Consider the following 24,407-nt stretch of genomic DNA (forward strand, 5'->3'; position numbering starts at 1 on the left):
ATCATTGAATAATATTTTGATACATAAATTATGTTGCAGAACAATATATTGCGATTCACCTTATAATGTGATTTTAATTAATATAATTAAACTTTAGTGAGATATGTTAATATAATTGATATTTATAATTTTTTATTTTAATTATTTTTTTGTTAATTTTCCATAATTTATTTTTTTCTACAAGATTAAGTCCGTGTTGTCTCTCTAAAGTAATTAATTGATTATATTTATATTCTAAATGTTGAATTTTTAAATTATGAAATAGTTCTTGAATTATAAAAGATGTTTTTTTTTTTTGAACCATATGGTCCCAAGTACTTAAATATTTAAAAATTTTTTCCCATGATGTATATCTATAAAATTCTAATAAGTGTCCTGTTTTAATTATTTTTTTTTGACGAATTAATTTTATTAATTCTATTAAGATGTTTTTTCCGTTTATATGAAGTTTTTTAATTTTTTTTATTTGTTTAATTTTTTTTACTAATTTTGGGTTCTGAATTATAAGACTAATTAATAATCTCATTGTGGTAATTTTAATAGATTTTACGTTATCTGGATATTTTTTTGTGTCGGGTATAGTAATAAGTTTATTAAGTTGATATATGTCTAATATTCCTGTTTTATTTCCTAAAATTTTTATTAAATAAATTTGTATTATTTTGCTAGGTATTTTATTAATTAAAGGAATAGTTAAACGAATTAGTTTAATACGATCATTAATACAACCTAAATTCATTTTATAGGTAATTTTATTAAATAAATATGAGTATAATGTTTCGGAATTTTTAATTCTATTTTCAAATTTTTTTTTTCCTTCTTTAAAAATAATGCTGCTAGGATCTTCATCATTTGGTAAAAATACAAAATTTATGGTATGGTTATCATTTAATAAATTTAATGATAAATTTAATGCAACCCAATTAGCTTGACGTCCAGCATTATCTCCATCAAAACAAAATATAATTTTTTTACTTATCTTAAATAATCTTTGTATTTGATATTTAGTAACTGTTGTTCCTAACAATGCAACTGAATAATCAATATTAAATTGTGTTAATGAAATAACATCTAGATATCCTTCTACAACTAATATTTTTTTTGGTTTAGGATTATAGAGATATAGTTCGTATATTCCGTAAAGATTTTTTTTTTTTTGAAATGTTATAGTTTCAGGTGAATTTAAATATTTTGGATAATTATTTTTATTTAATATTCTACCCCCAAAACCTTGGATTTGACCATATTTATTTTTAATAGGAAACATGATTCTTTCTCTAAATCGATCATGTTGATTTTTTTTTATATCTTGAATAATTAAACCGCAATCTGTTACAATAGATTGATTAAGATATTTGTTTTTAATAAAATTTGTAATTTGGTAACTATTTTTAGTTGCAAAACCTAATGAAAATTTTTGCATGGTTTCATGATTAATTCCGCGATTTTTTAGATACTGATACGCTATATTAGGAATTATGAATAAATTTTTATTATATATTTTTAATATTTTTTTTAAAATATAAAAAATTTTTTTTTTATAAGAATATTGATGTGTAAGGATAGAATTATTATTAATATCTGGAATATTAATGCCATGTAAGGTTATTAATTCAATAATACTGTTTAAGAAATTTAATTTTTCATACTTCATTAAAAAATCTATCGCATTACCATGTATTCCGCATCCAAAACAATAAAAAAATTGTTTTTGGGGACTTACTGTAAATGAAGGTGTTTTTTCATTATGAAAAGGACATAGTGTTTTGTAATTATTGCCAGATTTTTTTAATGTAACATATTTATTTATTAATTCTATTATATCTGTTCGTTCTATTAATTCGTAAATAAATTTTTGAGAAATTTTTCCTGTTATTTTTTTAATTATCATATATTTTTTTTAATTTTTTGACCGTTATTATTAATAATATACGGTCTAAATATTTATATAATATGAGAATAGTATTTTATTAATACATTCTAATACGTTTAGCGTTTTCACGTGCTAATTTTTTTGCTAATCGTTTTATTGCAGATGCTTTTGCACGTTTTCTTTCTGTTGTAGGTTTTTCATAAAATTCTCGTCGACGTATTTCCGCTAAGATACCTGCTTTTTCGCAAGATCTTTTAAATCTTCTTAATGCTACATCAAAAGGTTCGTTGTCTCTTATTTTAATTATTGGCATAATATATTTCCATAAAATTTATTTTGGTTTATTATTCAATATAATCAATATATTATCTAATTTATATAAAAGTACAGTATTGTATATAAATTATTTATTATTGTATAATATATAAATATGTATATTTATATATATAAAAGTGATTATATCATATTACAATAATATACATTATTAGATAGACTATATATTTTAATAAATTTTTAGTAGTGTTAGTTATATTAATGGAATAATTATGCGAATATTAGGAATAGAAACATCTTGTGACGATACTTCTGTTGCTATTTATGATGCAGAATTAGGTTTAATTTTTCATTCAACGTTAAATCAAAACCATGTACATTCTAAATTTAATGGTATTGTACCAGAATTAGCGGCAAGATCTCATTTAGAACAATTAATTTATTTAATTAAAAAAGTTTGTATTAAATATTTATTTAGTGATAAAAATAGTATTAGAAAAAATACTTGTAATGCTATTGCATACACTACTGGTCCTGGTTTAGCGGGATCATTATTAGTAGGAGCAACAATTGCTTGTTCTTTATCCTTATCCTTAAATATTCCGTGTATTTTAGTAAATCATTTAGAAGGGCATTTGTTGTCAGCAATGTTGAATAATAAAGAAAATTTATTTCCATTTTTAGCATTGTTAGTATCTGGCGCAAATACGCAATTAATTAATGCCCATTGTTTTACTAAATATACTATTTTAGGTAAAACTATAGATGATTCAGTAGGAAATGTATTTGATTACATAGCAAAATTATTGGGTTTAGGGTACCCGGGTGGAGAAAAATTATCTAATTTAGCAAAGCGTGGTCAATCTGGAAAATATTTTTTTCCGAGACCTATGACAAATACTTCTAATTTAAATTTTAGTTTTTCAGGATTAAAAACACATGTTAAGAATGTTATCCTACAATGTCCTGATTTACGTAATGAAAGATGTAACATAGCCAATTCTTTTGAAGAAGCAATAGTAGACACATTACTTATAAAATGTAAACTTGCTATTCAAAAAAATAAATTGAAAAATTTTTTAGTATGCGGTGGTTTTAGTGCAAACAAGCTATTAAGAAAAAAATTAAAAAATTTATTTAGAGATAATCAAATAAAATATTTTTTTTCTAAACAAGTTTTTTGTACAGATAATGCTGCCATGATTGCATATGTAGGTTTATTAAAATATAATGTAGGCTTATATTCTAAAAACCAATCTATCACGGTTTATCCGAATTTGTCAATTGGTGAGAATATGAGTTAATTTTCAATAAAATTGAATAGTTAATTTTTATGAATAGTACAATATATCATTAATGTAAGATATTGTAATATTTAAATTTATTTATTTTTTTTGGATTGAGTATGAAATATTTATTCCAATAAATTAATTAAAATGATAAAAGTAATGATATATTTTATATACTAATGTATTTTTTTATTTGGGTGATTTTTTGAAAATTTATTTAGTTGGCGGAGCAATTCGAGATCGTTTATTAGGTTTTTCGGTGCGTGATCGTGATTGGTTAGTAGTAGGTGCAACACCTCAACAGATGTTAAAAAAAAAATATCAACAAGTGGGTAGAGATTTTCCTGTTTTTATACATCCCACAACACATGAAGAATATGCATTAGCTAGAACTGAAAAAAAAAATGGAGTTGGGTATTCAGGTTTTTTATTTAACTTTTCTTCAAAAATTACTTTAAAGGAAGATTTAATTAGACGTGATCTAACAATTAATTCAGTTGTACAAGACTGTTACGGCAATATAATTGATCTTTTTAACGGTCAACGAGATATTAAAAAACGAGTTTTACGGCATATTTCGTCTGCTTTTACGGAAGATCCTGTACGAGTATTACGCGTTGCTAGATTTGCTGCAACTTTATCACATTTAGGTTTTTATATTGCTAAAGAAACTTTATTTTTAATGAGATTAATTTGTGATCGTAAAGAATTGTTATATTTAACACCTGAAAGGATTTGGAAAGAAACATATAAAGGATTATGTTCTCGTAATCCTCACGTTTATTTTCAGATTTTACATCAGTGTAATGCATTATTATATTTATTTCCTGAAATTGATTTTTTTTTTAAAAAAACTAATTTTTTAAATTTAAAGTATAACGGTATTAATATTTTACAATATAGTTTAATGGAATTATCTAGAATTTCTAAAATTACGAAAGATGTTGATATTAGATTTTCTTGTTTTCTACAATTTATAAGTTATTTTTGTTTTTTTTCTACAAAACGATTATATAACCAGTTCTTTTATAAAGAACCGGTTTTTTTAATAAAAAATTTATGTATGCGATTAAAAATTCCAAAAGAAACACAAAATATTTTAATTTTTGTATGTGGTTTTCATCATTTTTTACAAACTATTGAATATCAAAGTTCTGAATCAATAATTAATTTTTTTAATTTTATTGATTTATGGAGAAAACCGAATCGATTAAAAAAATTAATATTTTTACGATTTTATTTTAATACTACTAATAGTGTAAAAAATACATCTACTTTAGGTAGATTATTACAATCTATGTTTTTAGTTGTAAAAAATGTATCTATTAATTCGTTTAAAGATAAAAATTTGTTTCATGGTATTGCTATAAAACATGAATTATATCGTTTAAGAGTAGATTTATTAAATAAATGGAGAAATTAATAATATTTAAAAAAAATATGAAGATTTTCATACATGTATTTTAACTATATTTTATTACTTGTATATAACTGATAAAATAATAAAAAATATTATATATATAAATATATGTTAGATACTAATTTCATTAGTGTTAAAAGTTTATTTAGTATGATAGGACTCTTTGAGTATTTAAATGTTATTCAAATTAAAGTTAAAATGGTAATTCCTGCTTGGACTCGATATAAGGATTTTTTTATTTTATTGATTTTTTTTTTACATGATATCTGTATTGTAGTTTGATAATGGTTAAATTGATTATTATGATTAAAATTAGATAGTACAAAAATGATTTCTCCTGCACATACATTACGACAATTGGTACTAACAGGGATGATATTATTTTTTATTTTTTTTTGTATAATAATTTTATTTTTAATACAAATACATATATCTGGATTAGACTGAATGATAAAATTTATTTTTTTTAAAAAATTATTCTTTATTGTTCCATTAATTGGAGACACAATTATATTTTTTTTTGAATTAATAATAATTTTCTGCATGTAAATAGAAAAATTCTTTGTTTCATAAATATTTTGAATAGTTCCTGTTGTAGGGGATACAATATATATTTTTTTTTTCATGATTATGTATATTTTATTTTTATAGGAATGTTATTTATTATATTTATAGCATAAATATAATTTTTATATTAATAATTACATTTATTTTTTTTAATTCATAGAATTATTTTTTTATTTATGAATTTATTAATTTTGATTATTTATTTGTATGAATAGTTAATATTTGAATTAAAACATTTGAATTAAAAAATTTTATAATGGTGAATTATTAATTTTATAAATTTTTAAATAATTCAATGATATTGAAATTTTTGCTAATATAATTATTTTTAAAATTTATATTTTATGAATTGATATATAATAAATATTTTGTTTTGTCTTTTTTTAATGATATGATATATGTATTTATATTATATGTCATTGTAATAAAAGGTATTTTATTACGTTATGAGTAATAATCACTATTTATAATTATATGCGGCGTACATTATGACATCTCTTTATAATAAAATTGCAAAATTACGTGCACAAATAAGATACCATAATTATATGTATTATACTTTAGATTCTCCTGTAATTTCAGATGATATTTATGATCAATTATGTACTGAGTTAATTCAATTGGAAAAAATATATGGTATAAAAAATTCCTTTAATAAATCGAATAAATTATTACAACAAATTGGAGGAAAAAAATTAAATATTTTTTCTGAATGTATACATAAAACCCCTATGTTGTCTTTAAAGAGTACTAATAATATATCTGATATTAAATTTTTTAAACAATATATAAAAAAGTATATTGATAATATTAATGATATTAAATATTATTGTGATTTAAAAATTGATGGTTTAGCTGTAAATTTATTATATAAAAATGGTCTATTAATTTCTGCCTCTACAAGAGGAGACGGATATGTGGGAGAAGATATAACAAGAAATATATATGTAATTTCATCTATACCTAAAAAACTTATTGGAAATAATATTCCTAAAGTGATAGAAATACGCGGAGAAGTATTTATAAAAAAATCTGATTTTTTTACTTTAAATCAACTTGCTATTTCAAGAAATAAAAAAATATTTTCAAATTCTCGAAATGCTGCTGCTGGTTCTTTACGACAATTAAATCCTGATATTGTTAAACAGAGAAAATTAATGTTTTTTGTGTATGGATGTGGTGCGTTTATATCTGATAAAAAAACTTATAGTCATGATGAACGATTAACTCAAATTAAAAAATGGGGTTTTTCTATACACAGAGATTATTTAGTGTGTAGTGCAACAAAAGATATTATTAAATTTTATAATAAAATTTATTATAATAGATCAAAATTAGATTTTGAAATAGATGGTATAGTTATAAAAATAGATTCTGTGGTTTTGCAAAAAAAAATAGGTTATGCAGAAAAATATCCAAGATGGGCCATTGCTGTGAAATTTTTTTCTTTAGATGTAGAAACGAAAATTATAGATGTATCATTTCAAATAGGTAGGACGGGTATAATTACCCCTGTTGCTCATTTTATTCCTGTTAATATTTCAGGAGTTATCATTAGTAAAGCATCTTTACATAACATTAGTATGATTAAAAAATTAAATATCTGTATTAATGATTATGTCACAGTATATCGTGCAGGAGATGTTATTCCTAAAATTCGAAATGTTTTAATAAACAAAAGAGATAAATTAGTAAAAAAAATTATTTTTCCTTTACATTGTTCATCTTGTAATTCTTTATTATTGCATTCATCTAATCATATTTCTTTATATTGTCCGTCTAGTTTTTTATGTCCAGCTCAGAATTTACAACGATTAATTTATTTTGCTTCAAAATTTGGAATATACATAAAAGGTTTGGGTAAAAAAAATATTATTAAATTAATAAATCACGGTTATTTATTTACTCCAATAGATTTTTTTATGTTAACGGTAGATAAATTACAATCTATACCAGGAATAGGTAAGAAATTATCGTATAAAATTATCAATAATATTAGTTATTCCAAAAATGTTCGTTTAGATCAATTTATTTGTTCATTAGGCATTCTAGATGTTGGTGTTTCTATTTCTAAAATTTTGGCTAATTATTATAAATCTATAAATAGTTTTCTAGATACCAATTTTTTTATATTATCAGGGATTAAAGGTATTGGTGTCAATATTTCTCATTCAATCATCAAATTTATAAAAAATAAGAATAATATTGATATTATATTAAAATTGATAAATATATTAAATATTTTTCATATTTCTGAATAAAAATAACTAATAGAAAATTATTTTTATTATAGTTGTTTAGTTTTATGGGTCGTGCAGGATTTGAACCTGCGACCAATTGATTAAAAGTCAACTGCTCTACCGACTGAGCTAACGACCCGTTTATTTTGGGTGATGACGGTTTCGAACCGCCGACCTTCTCCGTGTAAAGGAGAAGCTCTACCAACTGAGCTAATCACCCTTGATTACAATACTATTGTAGAACAGATATATTATGAGTCAATATATATTTTGCATATATATGTTTATTTGGTTAAAAAATATACAATTATATTAATTTTTTTTTATTTATGAGTATTTTATGAAAGTTAAAACTAGATTTTCTCCTAGTCCTACTGGTTGTTTGCATATAGGTGGTGCACGAACTGCGTTATATTCATGGTTATTTGCTAGAAAATATAACGGCTCATTTGTTTTACGCATCGAAGATACTGATGTAAAAAGAGTCAATGATAATTACGTACAGGATATTTTATATGGATTAAGTTATTTAAAATTGAATTGGGATGAAGGACCTTTTTATCAAAGTAATCGTCTGAATATATATAAAAATATAATATTATTTATGTTAAAAAAAGGTATTGCATATAAATGTTATTGCTCACAAGAACGTTTAGATAAATTAAGAAAAAATCAAATTTTAAATAAACAAAAACCACGATATGATAGACAATGTAGAGAATATTGTGCTTTATTAAAAAAATCAAACATACCGTTTGTTGTACGTTTTAAAAATCCCATAAATGGTTTTGTACAATTTACTGATATGATTCGAGGATTAATATGCATATCTAATTATGAATTAGATGATTTTATTATTCAACGATCCAATGGTATGCCAACATATAACTTTTGTGTGGTTATAGACGATTGGAAAATGAATATTACTCATGTTATTCGAGGAGAAGATCATATTAATAATACTCCCAGACAAATTAATTTATTAAATTCATTATGTGCACCAATTCCGTTATATGCACATGTATCAATGATTTTAGATGATTCCGGTGTTAAATTATCTAAGCGAAATAAATCTAAAAGTATTACTAGTTATATCAGAGAAGGATTTATTCCTGAAGCAATATTAAATTATATATTACGATTAGGGTGGTCTTACAAAGATCAAGAAATTTTTTCTATAAATGAGATGCAAAATTTATTTAATATGGAAAATATTAGTAAATCACCTAGTATGATAAATGATAAAAGACTTTTGTGGTTAAATCACTATTATTTAAATAATTTATCGACAGAAACTATAAATTCGTATTTTTTTACATATTGTAAAAGTAATAAAATCTTTTTAGATGAAAGTATTGATATTCAGAATTTATTAAAAGAATTTTTATGTCATCACAATACATTAGAAGAATTTATTTCTTCATATTTATATTTATATAAAGATATTAATTTATCTAATGTAGATAATATTCAAACTTATTGTAACTCTATTAATATAAAAATATTAAAATTTTTGTATAAAAAATTTTTTTTATTGACTTGCTGGTATAAGTCAGATATTTTGTTGCTATTAAAACAATTAACAAAAAAATTTAATGTTTGTTTTAAAAATATAGCCACTTTAATCAGAATTGGTATTGCTGGTAGAAAAAATACACCGAATATTTCTACTATAATCTTTTATATAGGAAAAAATAAGTTTTTGTTACGAATAAATAATTTAATAAAGTATATGCAATCATATATATTAATATAATTAAAATGATTATTAATAATAAAAATTAATTTTTAATATATTAATATTTTTATTAAGATATAATCTAGTAAAATATTGTATATTATATTAATAATATACAATATTTTTATAAAATATTGTATATTATTTTATATATAAAATTTGTTTATTTTAATATGTAAATTATATAAAAAATGATTATTGAGCTTAATAAATGATATTAATTAAATGTTATAGTATTGTAAATACAATATTTATTATATTTAAATTTGTATATTCATGATTTCTTCATATGTATTGATTAATTTTTCGTGTAGTTTAATTAATATTTTTATTTTTTTTTGATTTATTGAATTTATTTTTTCTTTTTTTAGATTAGTATGTATAGTTTTTGTATTATTTTTTTTAATATCTTTAATGGCAACAAATTTTTCTAATTTATAATGACATATTGGAAAAAAATTTATATATTTTTTTTTATTTTTTTGTATTGGATGTATTGTTGGTTTTATTATTTTTTTTGATGATGGATTTATTTTCATAATGTTTATCCTGGTTTAGATATATATTATTAATATGTTTTATATATTGTATATATATACTATATTATTTTATATTTAAATACTTTTAAATTATTAAAATATTAATTTTTATAATATTTAATTAATTAATAATTATATTGTTATATCACAATTATTAAATAGGAAAAATCATGGATATTATAAATATATTATTTTCTAAAATTAAAAAATATTGGTATTATTTTTTAAATTATATATCACATCGATTAAAATTTATCATTTTTACTGTTTGTGTTATCTTTTTTACTATATGTACTATTTTTTTTTGGTTTAATAGAGTTAATTATGTAGTATTATATGATAATTTATCTGATGTAGATGGTCAATGGATTACGTCAAAATTACAAGATATGGATATACCATATCAGTTTTGTAATTCTTATAAAACTTTATTAGTTCCAAAAGATAAAGTTAATGAATTGCATTTTTCTTTATTAAATAATCAGGATATTAAAAAAAAAACTGATGGTTTTGAGTTATTGGATAAGGAAAAATTTGGTATTAGTCAATTTCATGAACATATTAATTATAATCGCGGATTAGAGGGTGAGTTATCTAAAACTTTAGAAAATATATTTCCAATTCAACATGCTCGGGTACACTTGGTTTGTAAGCAAGATACTGATTTTTTTAGAGATATACACGTTATTCCGTCTGCATCTATAATTTTAACTTTATTTCCTAATACGCAATTAAGTTCCGAACAAATAGACGCAATTACTTTGCTAGTATCAGGTAGTATACCGGATTTATCAGCTGATCATATTGTTGTTGTTAATCAATTGGGAAATATATTAAATAAATTTACATTAAATCACGGTAAATTTTTTAAAACAAACCAATATACAAAAATTAACATTTTAGAGCAATATTTTGCTGATCATATTGCTGAATTATTAGTACCTATATATGGTTCAAAAAATGTAATGGTACGTGTTACCGCAGGAGTAGATCCTAATAATGATAACGCACATAATCCCAATATAGACCATTTAAAGGAAACTTCTGATTCAAAAAAAAAATTAGGAAATATTTCAAATATTATCCCACATAAAAATCAACACGATAATTTAAAAAATTCATTAACACAATCATTTTTAAAATCGTCTAGTCTGAATTTTTTTTCTAAATCATTTATTACGAAATATTTGGTAAATAATTTTTTACTTAATCAACAATTTATTTGTGTAGATCATTCTATTGTATCGCATAAGATGAAATCTGTTGATAATACGAAAAAAAATTTAAATGATTCGAATACAATGTATTTTAATGATACTGTTTTTTTTCCTGGTTTTAGGAATTCGGATATTCGGCATTTAAAAATAACTGTATTAATAAATTATAAAAAAAATGATGTAGGTACATTTTTACCTCTATCTGCACATGAATTAAAGAATATAGAAAAATTAGTTAAATCAGTGATAAATTTTTCTGACAGCCGCGGTGATTGTATAAATATAATTAATAGTATGTTTACTACTTCAGATGCTTATTTGTATAATAAAGATGGTTGTATGCATATGAATCTTAATTTATATAGTTTATTGGTAATTTTATTAGTAATATTAATTATTATTTTATTTTTTTTCTTATTTATTAAGGATAATAGAATTAATGATAATAAAAAAAATTTTTTAAAAGCATCAACTAACATAGATGAAATATCAAAAAATAATTTTAATAAAAATATAAACAAATTAAATTTAAAAAAACATAATACTTTAAATGAAGGTAATTTTTTCGTAAAAAATAATTTTTTAAATAAAAATCCAAAAATTGTTGAAAAAATTATACGTTATTGGATAAATAAAAAATGAATTGTTTAAATGGTATACAAAAAAGCGCTTTATTATTGATATCTATGGATATACAACAATCGGCCGCTGTCTTGAAGTGTTTTAATAATTCAGAAATTAGTGTTTTTATAGATGCAATGCTTTTGTTAAATGATAATTTTGTACAGTATATCGATACTGTAATTTATGAATTTTATGATTTATTAAAAAAAAATAAAATTGCTAATTTTGATATCAAGACACGTATATCGCAAATTATAGAGAATACGGTTGATTCAGATAAATCATATAAATTATTAAAAAAAAGTTTTATAAAAAATGACTTTTTACACAATATAACTATGTTAGAACAATTAGGTGCAGAAAATATTTTTTTCTTCATTCAAAATGAGAATTTAAATATTATTTCAGTATTGTTGCTTCATATAAATCAAATCTTATCTATAAAGATATTATCATTTTTTAATGAAAAAAAAAGATTAGATATTTTAAAAAAGATGGTGAATTGTAAAAAAATACATTATTTAGGATTTATGGAATTAAATAAAATTATTCGTCATTTTTTATATATGAAGCAATCTTTCTCTTTAGAAGCGCAAAGAATTAATCAAGTAGTTAATATTTTGTCTTATTTTAAATTTGATGATATTGTACAGTTTGTTAGTAAAATAAAAACTCCGCATAGAAATATTTTAAATAAAATCATTAGTAAAAATTTTAAATTTAAAGATATAATAAATATTGATGATCACAGTATTGAATTTATTATTAATAATACAGATTTGGATCATTTATGTATTGTTTTAAATCATATACATGATTCTTTAAAAAATAAATTTATTTCTAATATGTCGCATGAAAAATATAAGTATTTTAAAAAAACTAATTTATCAAATCAATCAGTTTCTGATAATTTAATATATTTAAAAAAAACTTTATTACTTCAAAATATTAAAAATTTTATACGAGATGATAAAATCATCATTCGACAAGTATAGGCATGTTATATGAAAAATATTATAAATAATAATTTATGGAAAAAGTGTACGCCAAAAAAATCAAATAAAACTTATAATGTATTTAAAGAATCAGATATTTTAAAATACAAAACGTTATTATTTTCTGATCTTTTTAAAAAAAAAAATACTCCTATTTATTTAAAAATTTATAAAGAAGGATATCAACAAGGTTTGGTTGATGGATATAAAAAAGGATATTTTAGTGGATGGACACAAGGTTTTCATTATTCTCGTGATTTTTTATTAAAAAATGCAACAAGATGTATACAAATACAATATGCAGATCTATTAAAAAAATTTAAAATTGCTATAAACAATTTTAATAATGTGTTTTCAACACGATTAATGAAAATTGTATTACATATTTCGAAAATTTTAGTAAATGATATTTTTGTAATTAATAAAAATTATTTATTAAAAAGAATTCAAAAGCTAACAGAACAATCGAAATTTATATTCAATAAACTTCAACTACATGTACACCCTAGTGATTATAAACTAATAATAAAAAATTTTGGTGTTTTAATGAATAAATATAATTGGATTGTTATTAGTGACGATAAAATAGATATTAATAGTTATCGTATTGTTACCGCTGATGGAGAAGTAGATGCTTCTATATCGTCTTTTTGGGATCGAATTAATGATGCAGCAAATTTATCGGATTAAGGATATATGAATTTTTTATTAAACACTTGGTTCAACAAAATTAATGAATTTGAAAAAAAAATATCCTTTTTTTCTCATGATATTTCATATGGTCGAGTATTAAGTGTAAATAATTTAATTATTGAAGCAACTGGAGTATATTTACCTATTGGAAATTTTTGTTGGGTAGAACGAATATACAAAGACGTATTATCAGGTATTATATGTAAAATCATAGGTTTTAAAGAAAAAATTGTTTTTTTAGTGCCTATGCATAATTTAGATGGTATTTTCCCAGGAGCGAAAGTTTTTTCACAATATAGTGTAACAAGTAACGTTATTAAATATTCTAGATTTCCGTTTGGATATAAATTATTAGGACGAGTATTAGATAGTTTTGGCCACCCTTTGGATAATTTAGGAAATATTCAGTCAAAAAAAAAATCATTTAATTTTTTTAAATCATCTATTAATCCATTACAAAGATTTCCGATCACAGATATTTTAGATACTGGTGTGCGAGCTATTAATAGTTTGTTAACTGTTGGTAGAGGTCAAAGAATGGGTATATTTTCACAACCTGGTATTGGGAAAAGTATGTTACTTGGAATGATATCTAGGTATACTGATGCTGATATCATTGTAGTATCTTTAGTCGGTGAAAGAGGTAGAGAAGTAAAAGAATTTATTGATAATGTTTTAGGCGCTCATAGTTTGAAAAAATCGGTAGTTATTGTTTCTCCTGCTGATGTTTCTCCTATTTTAAAGATTCAATCTGTTCAGTACGCAACATCTATTGCGGAAGATTTTTGTAAAAAAAATAATCATGTTTTATTAATAGTTGATTCATTAACGCGATACGCTATGGCATATCGAGAAATGTCAAATGCCATGCATGAAATTCCAGTATTAAAAGGTTATCCTGCTTCCATCTTTTCAAATATTCCATATTTAATTGAACGTACAGGTAATATTAATGATAATGGATTAGGATCTATTACTGCTTTTTATACGGTACTTACTGAAGGAGATGAATATAATGATCCTATTTTAGATATTGCAAAATCTGTATTAGACGGTCATATTATTTTATCTAATGTATTATCAGAAGCTGGTCATTATCCCGCTATTGATATTGAAAAATCTATTAGTCGGTCAATGCATTCTATTGTAGATCGTAATCATTATAAAAATTCTATATATTTAAAAAAATTAATTTCATGTTATTATCGTCATCATGATCTGATTAATTTAGGCGTTTATTCAGCTGGTACAAATAAGTTATTAGATAATTCTATAAAGATTTGGCCAATTTTAGAAAAATTTTTGCAACAAAAATTTTTAGAATGTTGTACGTATACACAATCGATATCAGAATTAATAAAATTATTACAAAATATTTAGCTAATAAAATGGAGATATGTATGATATTGAATGTTTCTCGTATAAGAGTAATTAAAAAAAAATAGAAATAGATATTAAAAAGAATATCTATCATATTACATACTATAAAAATAAACAAATAAAAGTACAACAATATTTATTTCAATTAAAAAAATATAAAAATAAGTATAATTTTTTATTACATAAAAATTTTTTTAATGGTATTTCGCCACATATAATTCAATTATTTATGAATTTTATACTGATGTTGCAAAAATTTATTATGCAGCAAAATGTTTGGTTGGACTATTTTAAAAAAAAACTAAAAAAAAGACTATTAGTACAAAATAAATTATATTCTAAGTTAGAGCAATGGAAAAAATTAGAATTACGTATGAAAAATTGTATTTTAAGAAAAAATATATTAATGGATCAACGTGAAGATAACGTCGTGTGTTTAAATAATTATAATATTTTATATATAAATAAATAAAAGAATTGATAATTTATTTATTTATAATATATAATAGTGATATTATATATGTAAAATCATAATACATGATATAATATATTTATATTTATCATAGAAATAAGTTATAAACTATGTCTGAACGATCTAATTTTTGGTTTAATAAAAATAATTATAAGAAATTAAATCATATAAATTTTATGAATTTTATTTTTAAAAAACAAAATTCATTTTTTGAAAAATTTTTTTATGATTTTATTTTACTGTTTAATAAAAAATTTAGTAAATTTTTTTCTTGTTGTATAACAATAAAATTTTTGTATAGCTGTATTGACTATCATGACAGACAAGATAAAAGTGTATATATCAAATATATTGGTAAGCAATTTTTTTTAACAGGTTATACTGATAAATGTTTAATTTTAATTACCAAAGATTTATTCTTGATTTTTATTAATTGTTTGTTTGGAAATTTTAATGATAATGCACATGAATATTTTAACAATAATGATTTAACAATTAATGAAATAAATATTTTAGACGTTTTACTGCAAAAAATTTTTTTTATTTGTAATAAAACTTTTTTTAAAAATATTTCAATGTCAATCATTAATAATTGTAAATTTATTGAATTAAATAGTTCAATATATAGACGATTTGTTAATCTACCTTATATATGTTTTATATATAAAATATATTTAAATGATCGTGTTTTTTTATTAAAAATATATATTCCTTATCATATTGTAGAAAAATTTTATAGATAGAAATATTTTTAATGTTATAATATAATGAATATATATTAATAATTTATTTTAAAGATAATATTATTTATATATAATAGTAATTATATATGAAAAATTTGTTTAATTATTTTTAAAGATTCTGTATTATATATTAGAAATATGATAAATTACAAAGTAATTAAATAATATGAATATTAAATAATCTTATTTTATAAGGTAATAAAAAATTTTGTGGATACAACAGAAGTTATAAATCAAGAAATACAAAATAAAGATTTTAAAAAAAAAATAATAGATTATTCTATGATACATAATTTGTCTATTATGTCTATTCCTGTATCTATTACAATAGAATTAGGGAAAAACGAAATTACTATTTGTGAATTATTACAGTTATCACGCGGATCTATATTAGAATTAGAGGATACAGTAGGTAAACCATTAAACATTTTTGTTAATAATTGTTTAATTGCGTTAGGAGAATTAGTTGTGCATAATGAAAAATATGGTGTTCGTATAATAAAATTATTACACAAATAATTTATAATATAGATTTTAATCATGTGGAAAATTTATGAAATTAAACAGTTATATGCAATTCAGTTTAATATATATTAAATCTAATAAAAACATGATTCATTATTTTTATAATCAAAATAATGGAAATATATTTATGTATATTACTTTATTTATTTTTATTTTATTTTTTTTAATAAAAAAAATAAGATTATTTTACTCAGGTTTTAATAATATTAGTTATATCAGTGATAAAATTTATTTAAACGCTAATAATTATATTTGTATATTAACTGTTGAAAAGATTAGATTATTACTGAATGTTACGTTAAAAAAAGTTCATGTAATACAAGAACTACCACCTCTTAGTGAAAATGTATTGCAACAACAAAAAAAATGTTCATTGTATACTAAATCATTAAATTTATTAAAATCAATAATATTTTGGTTTAAGTGAGGTAACATGTTACATAAGAGCATAATTTCTTGTTTATCTATTGTTCCAGTTTTTTTATTGACTAATATGCCGAATAATAATATAGGCAATATAATTAATAATGGACTTGATATATTTAATTTTTCTGTTCAATCATCAATAATATTAACTGTATTGAGTGTAATTCCCGCTTTATTATTAATGATGACATGTTTTACTCGTATTATTCTTGTGTTTAGTTTTTTAAGAACAGCATTAGGAACGCCTTATTCTCCTCCTAATCAAATACTTGTTGGTTTGTCATTATTTTTAACGTTATTTATTATGTCTCCGGTGTTTAAAAAAGTATCTAATATAGCAATTGTACCGTTATGCAAACATGAAATTAATTTAGACGTAGCTCTACAGAATGGTATAAAACCATTTCATGAATTTATGTTAAAACAAACTAGAAAATCTGATCTTTCTGTATTTTTACGATTAGCTAAAGTATCACCTAAAACATATTGTAGTGAAGTACCTATTCAAGTTTTATTACCAGCATTTATGATTAGCGAATTAAAAACTGCTTTCCAAATTGGTTTTACAATTTTTTTACCTTTTTTAATTGTTGATTTAGTAGTTGCCAGCGTTTTAATGTCTTTAGGTATGATGATGGTTCCACCTTCTACAATTTCTTTGCCGTTAAAATTAATTTTATTTGTTTTATCAGATGGTTGGAGATTATTAATTATATCTCTTTCAAAAAGCTTCTTTGTGTAAAAACTTATTTTTTGATTATTAATTAAGACGGTTATTATTATGAGTCAAGAATTTTTAATTACATTATTTCAAGATTCTATTAAATTTGCATTATTTGTATCTGCGCCGTGTTTGTTGTCTACTTTATTAAGTGGTATATTAATGAGTATATTTCAAACATCAGTACAAATAAATGAACAGACATTATCGTTTATACCTAAGATCATATCAATGATTTTATCTTGTATTTTGTTTGGACCCTGGATGCTACGACTCACTATAGAATATATAGAAAATATTTTTCATATAATATCAATTATGAACTAATAAACATGATGAATAATTTACTTTACAAATATATTTTTGGTATGAATGGTAAAATTATATTAATAATGTCGCGTATTTTCGCGACTTTGATATGCTCTAAGATATTTAGCCATATTAATTATGATTTATCTATTAAGTTTTTTTTAGTATATTTAATTAGTCGTTTATTAGAACCTTTTATATTTGGTTATCACATCAATCATTATGACATAGAATTTTTTATAATTTTATGTAACCAAATTTTAATAGGAATGGTGATAGGGCTGTTGTTTCAATGTTTATTTTCTAGTATAATTTTAGCAGGAGAAGTTCTTAGCGCCCAGATTGGTTTATCATTTTCTACATTTTTTGATTTAGGTCACAAAATTTATTCTTTAGTTCTTTCACATTTGTTAAATATTTTTTTTTTATTTGTGTTTTTCATATATAATGGTCACTTAAAATTAATTATTTTGTTAATAAAAAGTTTTTATATATTTCCATTATATAATGTACCTATACATAAAAATACTTTTTTATCTATTATCAATTTTTCTAGTCTTATTTTTTTAAACGGAGTATATTGTGTTTTACCACTTTTGTTTTTTTTTTTAATTTTATTTATAGCATGCGTGCTATTAAATCGATTAGTACCTAATACATCTTTATTTTCTTCTTTTCCGATTATTATTTTTGTTGTTGGCATGATTTTATTGAAATATTTTGTTTGTCAGTTTTATGGACTTAGTAAAACATTGCTGGATTATTTATTTTATTACTTAAAAATGTATATATTTAAATTGTTTAATTATTCGTAAGATTATTTATCTTATATATATTAGTTTTTCAGGACTTAATTGTAATAATATACATGATTATCGTGTATATTATTTTTAAACATCAAATATTAGTTTATATCATTTTATTGGAGATCTTATAGTAGATCTCCGGTAATTATGTATAGGTGTAAACAGAGTACTTACTCAATAATAAGTATTATTTAATTTTTTTTTCTTCGTATAAAACATGTTTTCTAATAATTGGATCGTATTTTTTTATTTTTAATTTATTAACTTGATTTCTTTTGTTTTTAGTAGTGGTATAGTAGTGTTTACTTCCACTAGATGAAATTAATTTTATTTTAATTCTATTATTTTTAGCCATATTTTCTCTTATTTATATAATGTATTTTTTGTATATTTTTTCAATTCCAAATTTGTTTATCATTCTCAATCCTTTTGATGATATACGTATTTTTATTTTTTTCTTTTTATTTGGTAACCAGAAGGAATGATATTGTATATTTAACGAAAATTTTCTTTTAGTAGCATTCATAGCATGTGATCTATTTTGACCTAACATAGATTTTTTTTTAGTAATTTGACATATTTTAGGCATAGTGATTATTCCGTTTAATTGTATAGAATTATTTTTATAAATTTATAAAATTTTTAAATTTATAAATTTTAATTGTTATTTATTACAACATGTATTTTTATATCTATTAATAGAATTTATTATTTCTAATTTTGCATATTCGACATCTTTCCATCCGTTTATTATAACTGATTTATTTTTTTCTAGTTTTTTATAATTTTCAAAAAAATGAATAATTTGTTTTTTTAACAATTGCGATAATTGATGAATATCATGAATATTAGTATATTCTTGTGTAATTTTAGTATGCGGTACAGCAATTATTTTTTTATCCATCCCTGATTCATCTTGCATATCTAATAATCCTATAGGACGACAGCGAATGATAGATTTAGGTTGCAGTGGATATGGACTTGGTATCAAAATGTCTAATGGGTCTCCGTCTAATGATAAGGTATGGTTAATAAATCCGTAATTACAAGGATAAAACATATTAGTAGGTATGAATCTATCAACATATAACATTTGAAATGATTTATGCAGTTCATATTTTATAGGACTAGAAAATGCAGGAATTTCTATAATTCCGTATATATCATCAGGAGCATTTTTTCCTGTAGGTATTTGAATAGAATTTTTCATTTTTTTATATTTGTAAATATAGATAGTTATAATAATAAATTATTATATAAAATAATTTATTATTTAATATTGATATTATTAAATAACCATATATTAATATGATTGTCAGTATAGAAATAATTAAAATTTATTAATTAGTAATATCTCAATATATAGATAAATGTACTTGTATATTTATTGAATTGATTTATGAATTTTATGTGTATGTTGTATATTTTACAGGTTTGTATCGACTTAAGGTGCATTAAAATGTTATTTTTTAATGATGTAGAAAAAGATTTAAATGTTTTATTACATAATATGCAACAAATAATATTTTATTTAAATAAAAATAAATATAATAGTATTGTTAAAATAAAAAAAACATATTGTTTAATTGTATCAAATCGATATGGAAGTACAGATAATATCGAATTGTTTAATTATATTAATAGTGCAGTTACTACATACAATAATCACAAACAATACTCGGTAGAATCTAGTGATGCGTCTATTGCAGGAATATGTAAATCTATTGACAAATCAATTTATTTATCTCAATATGTCACTAAAGATCAATTTATCGGTTTACCTCATGCAAATTTATTATACTGTAATGACAAAAAAATAAATTTATTTTTTCCTCAATCTTTCAGTATAAATGAAATTAATGATTTAGTCAATATAGCAGATTCTGCAGCATTAAATTTCGATTCTAGGATTGTTAATACCGACAGTTCTGCTTTTGAATATTTTGTTGATATAAAGGTTATCGGAAATAGTTTAGGCTGGATAGGACATCAGTTATCTACGTATAATTGTTTATCTAGTTGTGTTGTAGCTCGTGATCATAATTCGATGGAAAAAGATTTTAGTTATACTGTTTCAAGAGATTTTAATGATTTGGACGATCCAATATTTGTCGGGCAGAATAGTGCTAGGAAAAGTATTGCAAAATTAAACTCAAAAAAGATATCTACACAAGTTTCTCCTATTATCTTTAGTTCAGATATTTCTTATGAGTTATTTTTTTGTTTAATGAGCGCAATTAATGGACATGTTGTATATAATAAATCAACATTTTTGTTAAATTATTTAGGCAAAAAGATTTTTCCTAATTGGTTAAATATTTTTGAAAATCCTTTTTTAAATAAAGGTTTATCATCTAGTTTATTTGATAATGAAGGTGTAGCGACTGTTACGAGAAAGATTATAAAGAACGGTATTTTAAAAACGTGGTTATTGGATACATATTCATCTAATCGTTTAAATATGTATAATACTGGACATGCTGGAGCAGCATATAATTGGTTAGTATCAGCATCAGCTAATACTAAATTTTTAAAATCATTTGATGACATTATACATTCTATGTATCAGGGATTTTTTGTAACTGAATTACTAGGTGATGGTTTTAATATCATGACCGGAGAGTATTCAAGTGGTGCATGTGGTTTTTGGATAGAAAAGGGAAAAATACAATATCCTGTTCATGAAATAACTATTTCAGGTAATTTATTGGATATATGGAAAAATATTGTTTGTATGGCTGATGATATAAATCTAAAAAATAAAATTCAATGTTCCTCTTTGTTAATAGATAAAATACAAATTTCTGGATTTTAATAAATTATTATATATTATGAAGTTGATTTATAAGCCGGGTTCTGTTTAAAACAGTCATTTATCTAGATTAATAATCACTTATTAATTCACAAGCAGTCTACCCGGAGTAATATGCGGGTCACATTCTCCTTCTTGACCTTGCTCCTGGTGGAAGTTTACCGTGCCGAAATTGTTACCAATTTTGCGGTGCGCTTTTACCGCACCATTTCACCTTTTCCTATTAAAATTATATATAATTATATTGTAATAGGTAGTTTATTTTCTGTTGCACTAGTCGTAAGATTGCTCTTCCCAGGTGTTACCTGGCACCATACCCTATGGAGCCCGGACTTTCCTCTGTGTGCAATAATTATTGTTACAGTGACTGTTCAATCAACTTCATAAAATATTTTTTTTAATTATTTTATTATAAAGAACATTTTTATTAAGTCTACATATTTTTTTAGTAATTTTTATTGCTGTAGTATTACTAGTTTCTTTTTTTATTATATTAAAAATTTTTAATATTCGCGAAGATATAATATTTTTGTTATTTTTTTTAGCTCCATTAATAATAATAGTTATTTCTCCTTTTTTCCAATATATATCGTCATTAATTATTAATAATAATTGTTCAGCTGTTCCTTTTTGTATATTTTCCCATTTTTTGGTTATTTCTCTAGCAATTGTTATTTTTCGTGTAACACCCATATTTTTTTTTATTAATTGAATTGTATGCACTAATCGTTTGGGAGATTCATATAAAATTATTGTTCGATTTTCTTTACGTAAAGAATATATTTTTTTTTCACATTTTTTTTTTTTATTTGGTAAAAATCCTTCATAACAAAATTGATTAGCTTTTAATCCTGCAGCACAAAGAGCTGTAATAGCTGCGCAAGCTCCGGGTAGAGGTACTACACGAATATTATTACGATATGCGTATTTGACGAGTATATATCCGGGATCATTAATAATTGGAGTGCCGGCTTTAGACACAATTGCAATATTATTACCATTTTTTAAAATATTAATATATTGGTTAGTTTTTTTTTTTTCATTAATAGTATTTAAAGATAGTAATTTATTTACAATAGAAAAGTGATTTAATAAAATTAATGTATGTTTAATGTTTTCAGTTATAATAAAATCTACTTTTTTTAAAATATTAATAGATCTATAAGTTATATCTAATAGATTTCCTATTGGTGTTGGTACGATATATAGTAAACCAATATTATTTTTTTTTTATACATAAAAATTAATGATTCCTTATATTATTAATTATAAATTATAATAAATAATATACTAGATAATAATTTTTAGTAAATAATTTTATTGATATATAAATACAGTTTTTTTAATTAAATTATAAAATTTTTATTTTATATGATAAATTTATTCAATGGTTTAAATTATTTAATAATATAAAAATAATTATTTTAATATATTGATTAAGGGTTTTATTAAGGATAATAATAATTGAAAAGAACAGTTATTACTGGTTTTGGAATTGTTTCAAGTATTGGCACTACTACAAAAAATATTGTAAAATTATTAAAAGAAGGTATTTCAGGAATAATTTTTTCTAAAAAAATGAAAGAATATGGTTTACATAGTAATGTGTGGGGAGAAGTATCGTCTAGAAGAATCAATCAAATACCTAAAAATTTTTTACGATTTATGAATTTAGAATCGATATATTCTTATTTATCTTTACAAGATGCTATTAAGGATAGTAAATTACATCCTGATATATATATGAAAAATCCTAGAGTGGGTATTATCATGGGATCTGGTAGTGGAGCTGCTAAACTACACACATATTTTTTTAAAAATAAAAAAAATAATGGTAATAAAATTAGCCCGTATTCTGCCATTAAAAATATGCCTTCTTCTATTTCAGCTTGTTTAGGTACTTTTTTTAAGATTTATGGTATTAATTATTCTATTAATTCTGCTTGTTCTACTTCTGCACATTGTATTGGTAACGCATATGAATTAATTTCTTCGGGTAAACAGGACATTATTTTTGCAGGTGGTGGAGAAGAATTGAGCATAGAGTTAGCGCGTCAATTTGATGCTATGAGAGTTTTATCTATAAGATTTAATAAAACACCTGAATGTTCTTCTCGCGCATTTGATAAAAATCGTGACGGATTTGTTATTTCTGGAGGCGGAGGAGTTGTTATTTTAGAGGAGTTAAGTTTTGCTTTATCACGAAATGCCAGGATATATGCTGAAATAATTGGCTATGGAGCTACTTGTGATGGTTATAGTATGGTACATCCGTCAGGAGATGGTTTTGTACGTTGTATGAATTATGCTACAAAAAATGTTAAAGATTCTATTGATTATATTAATGCTCACGGTACTTCTACTAAAATTGGCGATATTAAGGAATTAGATGCTATAAAAAAAGTTTTTAATGGTTTTAGTATTCCTTATATATCATCTACTAAATCAATTACCGGTCATTCATTAGGAGCTTCTGGAGTTCAAGAAATAATATATACTATGTTAATGATTAAATATAACTTTATTGCTCCTAGTATAAATATAGATTCTTTAGATCCTATTGCGTACAATATGAATATTGTTACAAAACCTATAAATACTGTTATTAATATGGCTATTTCTAATAGTTTTGGTTTTGGGGGCACTAATGCTAGCTTAGTAATTAAAAAATTTTATAAATAGATGATTATTTTGAATTTTTTTATTCATGTATATATGCTCGTTGTTTCTCTTATAAAAATAAAT

25 protein-coding genes, 2 tRNA genes and 1 other RNA gene are annotated in these 24,407 nt (G+C 22.2%); 17 read left to right on the plus strand and 11 right to left on the minus strand.

The window, feature by feature from the left end; genetic code table 11:
- Positions 1–106: 106 nt before the first annotated feature.
- Complete coding sequence (gene dnaG, locus BUCIKOCA2762_RS00165) at positions 107–1,891, minus strand: DNA primase (RefSeq protein ID WP_154028257.1); 1,785 nt, start codon at positions 1,889–1,891, stop codon at positions 107–109.
- 79 nt (positions 1,892–1,970) lie between these two features.
- A complete protein-coding gene (gene rpsU, locus BUCIKOCA2762_RS00170) occupies positions 1,971–2,186 on the minus strand; it encodes a 30S ribosomal protein S21 (protein ID WP_154028259.1) in 216 nt (71 codons plus the stop codon).
- A gap of 232 nt (positions 2,187–2,418) precedes the next feature.
- Between rpsU and tsaD the strand changes: the two genes are divergently transcribed.
- Positions 2,419–3,450: a tRNA (adenosine(37)-N6)-threonylcarbamoyltransferase complex transferase subunit TsaD gene (tsaD, locus tag BUCIKOCA2762_RS00175; RefSeq protein ID WP_154028261.1), complete on the plus strand. Its 1,032-nt coding sequence runs from the start codon at positions 2,419–2,421 to the stop codon at positions 3,448–3,450.
- 190 nt (positions 3,451–3,640) lie between these two features.
- Positions 3,641–4,858 (plus strand): CCA-adding protein, encoded by a 1,218-nt coding sequence (locus BUCIKOCA2762_RS00180; RefSeq protein ID WP_154028263.1) that lies wholly within the window; start codon positions 3,641–3,643, stop codon positions 4,856–4,858.
- A gap of 179 nt (positions 4,859–5,037) precedes the next feature.
- On the opposite strand, the gene BUCIKOCA2762_RS00185 is transcribed toward BUCIKOCA2762_RS00180, so the two are convergent.
- Complete coding sequence (locus BUCIKOCA2762_RS00185) at positions 5,038–5,481, minus strand: hypothetical protein (RefSeq protein ID WP_154028265.1); 444 nt, start codon at positions 5,479–5,481, stop codon at positions 5,038–5,040.
- A 429-nt stretch (positions 5,482–5,910) separates the two neighbouring features.
- Between BUCIKOCA2762_RS00185 and ligA the strand changes: the two genes are divergently transcribed.
- Positions 5,911–7,683, plus strand: coding sequence for an NAD-dependent DNA ligase LigA (gene ligA, locus BUCIKOCA2762_RS00190; RefSeq protein ID WP_154028267.1), 1,773 nt, complete (start codon positions 5,911–5,913; stop codon positions 7,681–7,683).
- Positions 7,684–7,728: 45 nt separating this feature from the next.
- On the opposite strand, the gene BUCIKOCA2762_RS00195 is transcribed toward ligA, so the two are convergent.
- Positions 7,729–7,801 (minus strand) — tRNA-Lys (locus tag BUCIKOCA2762_RS00195).
- Between the two features lie 8 nt (positions 7,802–7,809).
- Positions 7,810–7,882 (minus strand) — tRNA-Val (locus tag BUCIKOCA2762_RS00200).
- Positions 7,883–8,002: 120 nt separating this feature from the next.
- On the opposite strand from BUCIKOCA2762_RS00200, the gene gltX reads away from it, so the two are divergent.
- A complete protein-coding gene (gltX, locus tag BUCIKOCA2762_RS00205; protein WP_154028269.1) occupies positions 8,003–9,418 on the plus strand; it encodes a glutamate--tRNA ligase in 1,416 nt (471 codons plus the stop codon).
- A 242-nt stretch (positions 9,419–9,660) separates the two neighbouring features.
- Here the strand turns inward: gltX and BUCIKOCA2762_RS00210 are convergent, their stop codons facing one another.
- Positions 9,661–9,939 (minus strand): hypothetical protein, encoded by a 279-nt coding sequence (locus BUCIKOCA2762_RS00210; RefSeq protein WP_154028271.1) that lies wholly within the window; start codon positions 9,937–9,939, stop codon positions 9,661–9,663.
- Between the two features lie 170 nt (positions 9,940–10,109).
- Here BUCIKOCA2762_RS00210 and fliF point away from each other — a divergent pair, with 170 nt between their 5' ends.
- From fliF to BUCIKOCA2762_RS00265, 11 genes are all read left to right on the plus strand, one after another.
- Complete coding sequence (gene fliF, locus BUCIKOCA2762_RS00215; protein WP_154028273.1) at positions 10,110–11,798, plus strand: flagellar basal-body MS-ring/collar protein FliF; 1,689 nt, start codon at positions 10,110–10,112, stop codon at positions 11,796–11,798.
- Positions 11,795–12,775, plus strand: coding sequence for a FliG C-terminal domain-containing protein (locus tag BUCIKOCA2762_RS00220; protein ID WP_154028275.1), 981 nt, complete (start codon positions 11,795–11,797; stop codon positions 12,773–12,775). The genes fliF and BUCIKOCA2762_RS00220 overlap by 4 nt, the downstream gene beginning before the upstream one ends.
- 9 nt (positions 12,776–12,784) lie before the next feature.
- Positions 12,785–13,465: a FliH/SctL family protein gene (locus BUCIKOCA2762_RS00225; protein ID WP_154028277.1), complete on the plus strand. Its 681-nt coding sequence runs from the start codon at positions 12,785–12,787 to the stop codon at positions 13,463–13,465.
- A gap of 6 nt (positions 13,466–13,471) precedes the next feature.
- Positions 13,472–14,848 carry a FliI/YscN family ATPase gene (locus BUCIKOCA2762_RS00230; protein WP_154028279.1) on the plus strand — a complete coding sequence of 459 codons (1,377 nt, stop codon included), beginning with the start codon at positions 13,472–13,474 and terminating at the stop codon, positions 14,846–14,848.
- A gap of 244 nt (positions 14,849–15,092) precedes the next feature.
- Positions 15,093–15,320, plus strand: a complete 228-nt coding sequence (locus BUCIKOCA2762_RS00235; RefSeq protein ID WP_154028281.1) for a hypothetical protein — start codon at positions 15,093–15,095, stop codon at positions 15,318–15,320.
- A 110-nt stretch (positions 15,321–15,430) separates the two neighbouring features.
- On the plus strand, positions 15,431–16,063 hold the full coding sequence (locus BUCIKOCA2762_RS00240) for a hypothetical protein (protein ID WP_154028283.1): 633 nt from the start codon (positions 15,431–15,433) through the stop codon (positions 16,061–16,063).
- A 210-nt stretch (positions 16,064–16,273) separates the two neighbouring features.
- Positions 16,274–16,582 carry a flagellar motor switch protein FliN gene (fliN, locus tag BUCIKOCA2762_RS00245; protein ID WP_154028285.1) on the plus strand — a complete coding sequence of 103 codons (309 nt, stop codon included), beginning with the start codon at positions 16,274–16,276 and terminating at the stop codon, positions 16,580–16,582.
- Positions 16,583–16,616: 34 nt separating this feature from the next.
- A complete protein-coding gene (locus BUCIKOCA2762_RS00250) occupies positions 16,617–17,015 on the plus strand; it encodes a hypothetical protein (RefSeq protein WP_154028287.1) in 399 nt (132 codons plus the stop codon).
- Positions 17,016–17,021: 6 nt separating this feature from the next.
- The gene (fliP, locus tag BUCIKOCA2762_RS00255) at positions 17,022–17,756 is read left to right on the plus strand and encodes a flagellar type III secretion system pore protein FliP (RefSeq protein ID WP_154028289.1); all 735 of its coding nucleotides are present in this window, start codon (positions 17,022–17,024) and stop codon (positions 17,754–17,756) included.
- Between the two features lie 39 nt (positions 17,757–17,795).
- Positions 17,796–18,062, plus strand: coding sequence for a flagellar biosynthetic protein FliQ (locus tag BUCIKOCA2762_RS00260; protein ID WP_154028291.1), 267 nt, complete (start codon positions 17,796–17,798; stop codon positions 18,060–18,062).
- A gap of 65 nt (positions 18,063–18,127) precedes the next feature.
- Entirely contained in the window at positions 18,128–18,859 is a 732-nt protein-coding gene (locus BUCIKOCA2762_RS00265; protein ID WP_172598346.1) for a flagellar biosynthetic protein FliR, read from the plus strand.
- Positions 18,860–19,037: 178 nt separating this feature from the next.
- Here the strand turns inward: BUCIKOCA2762_RS00265 and rpmG are convergent, their stop codons facing one another.
- The 3 genes from rpmG to ppa form a co-directional block, all read right to left on the minus strand.
- Positions 19,038–19,205, minus strand: coding sequence for a 50S ribosomal protein L33 (gene rpmG / locus BUCIKOCA2762_RS00270; RefSeq protein WP_154028295.1), 168 nt, complete (start codon positions 19,203–19,205; stop codon positions 19,038–19,040).
- Between the two features lie 12 nt (positions 19,206–19,217).
- Positions 19,218–19,439, minus strand: a complete 222-nt coding sequence (rpmB, locus tag BUCIKOCA2762_RS00275; RefSeq protein ID WP_154028297.1) for a 50S ribosomal protein L28 — start codon at positions 19,437–19,439, stop codon at positions 19,218–19,220.
- Between the two features lie 75 nt (positions 19,440–19,514).
- On the minus strand, positions 19,515–20,060 hold the full coding sequence (ppa, locus tag BUCIKOCA2762_RS00280) for an inorganic diphosphatase (RefSeq protein ID WP_154028299.1): 546 nt from the start codon (positions 20,058–20,060) through the stop codon (positions 19,515–19,517).
- A 249-nt stretch (positions 20,061–20,309) separates the two neighbouring features.
- On the opposite strand from ppa, the gene BUCIKOCA2762_RS00285 reads away from it, so the two are divergent.
- The gene (locus BUCIKOCA2762_RS00285) at positions 20,310–21,665 is read left to right on the plus strand and encodes a metallopeptidase TldD-related protein (RefSeq protein ID WP_172598347.1); all 1,356 of its coding nucleotides are present in this window, start codon (positions 20,310–20,312) and stop codon (positions 21,663–21,665) included.
- Positions 21,666–21,679: 14 nt separating this feature from the next.
- Here BUCIKOCA2762_RS00285 and rnpB read toward each other — a convergent pair.
- Positions 21,680–22,045, minus strand: an RNA gene (gene rnpB, locus BUCIKOCA2762_RS00290) — RNase P RNA component class A.
- Complete coding sequence (rsmI, locus tag BUCIKOCA2762_RS00295) at positions 22,044–22,880, minus strand: 16S rRNA (cytidine(1402)-2'-O)-methyltransferase (RefSeq protein WP_154028303.1); 837 nt, start codon at positions 22,878–22,880, stop codon at positions 22,044–22,046. The genes rnpB and rsmI overlap by 2 nt, the downstream gene beginning before the upstream one ends.
- Before the next feature lie 246 nt (positions 22,881–23,126).
- On the opposite strand from rsmI, the gene BUCIKOCA2762_RS00300 reads away from it, so the two are divergent.
- A complete protein-coding gene (locus BUCIKOCA2762_RS00300) occupies positions 23,127–24,344 on the plus strand; it encodes a beta-ketoacyl synthase N-terminal-like domain-containing protein (RefSeq protein ID WP_154028305.1) in 1,218 nt (405 codons plus the stop codon).
- Positions 24,345–24,407 lie beyond the last annotated feature (63 nt).

The organism is Buchnera aphidicola (Cinara kochiana kochiana) (assembly GCF_900698905.1).
GTDB lineage: Bacteria > Pseudomonadota > Gammaproteobacteria > Enterobacterales > Enterobacteriaceae > Buchnera_F > Buchnera_F aphidicola_W.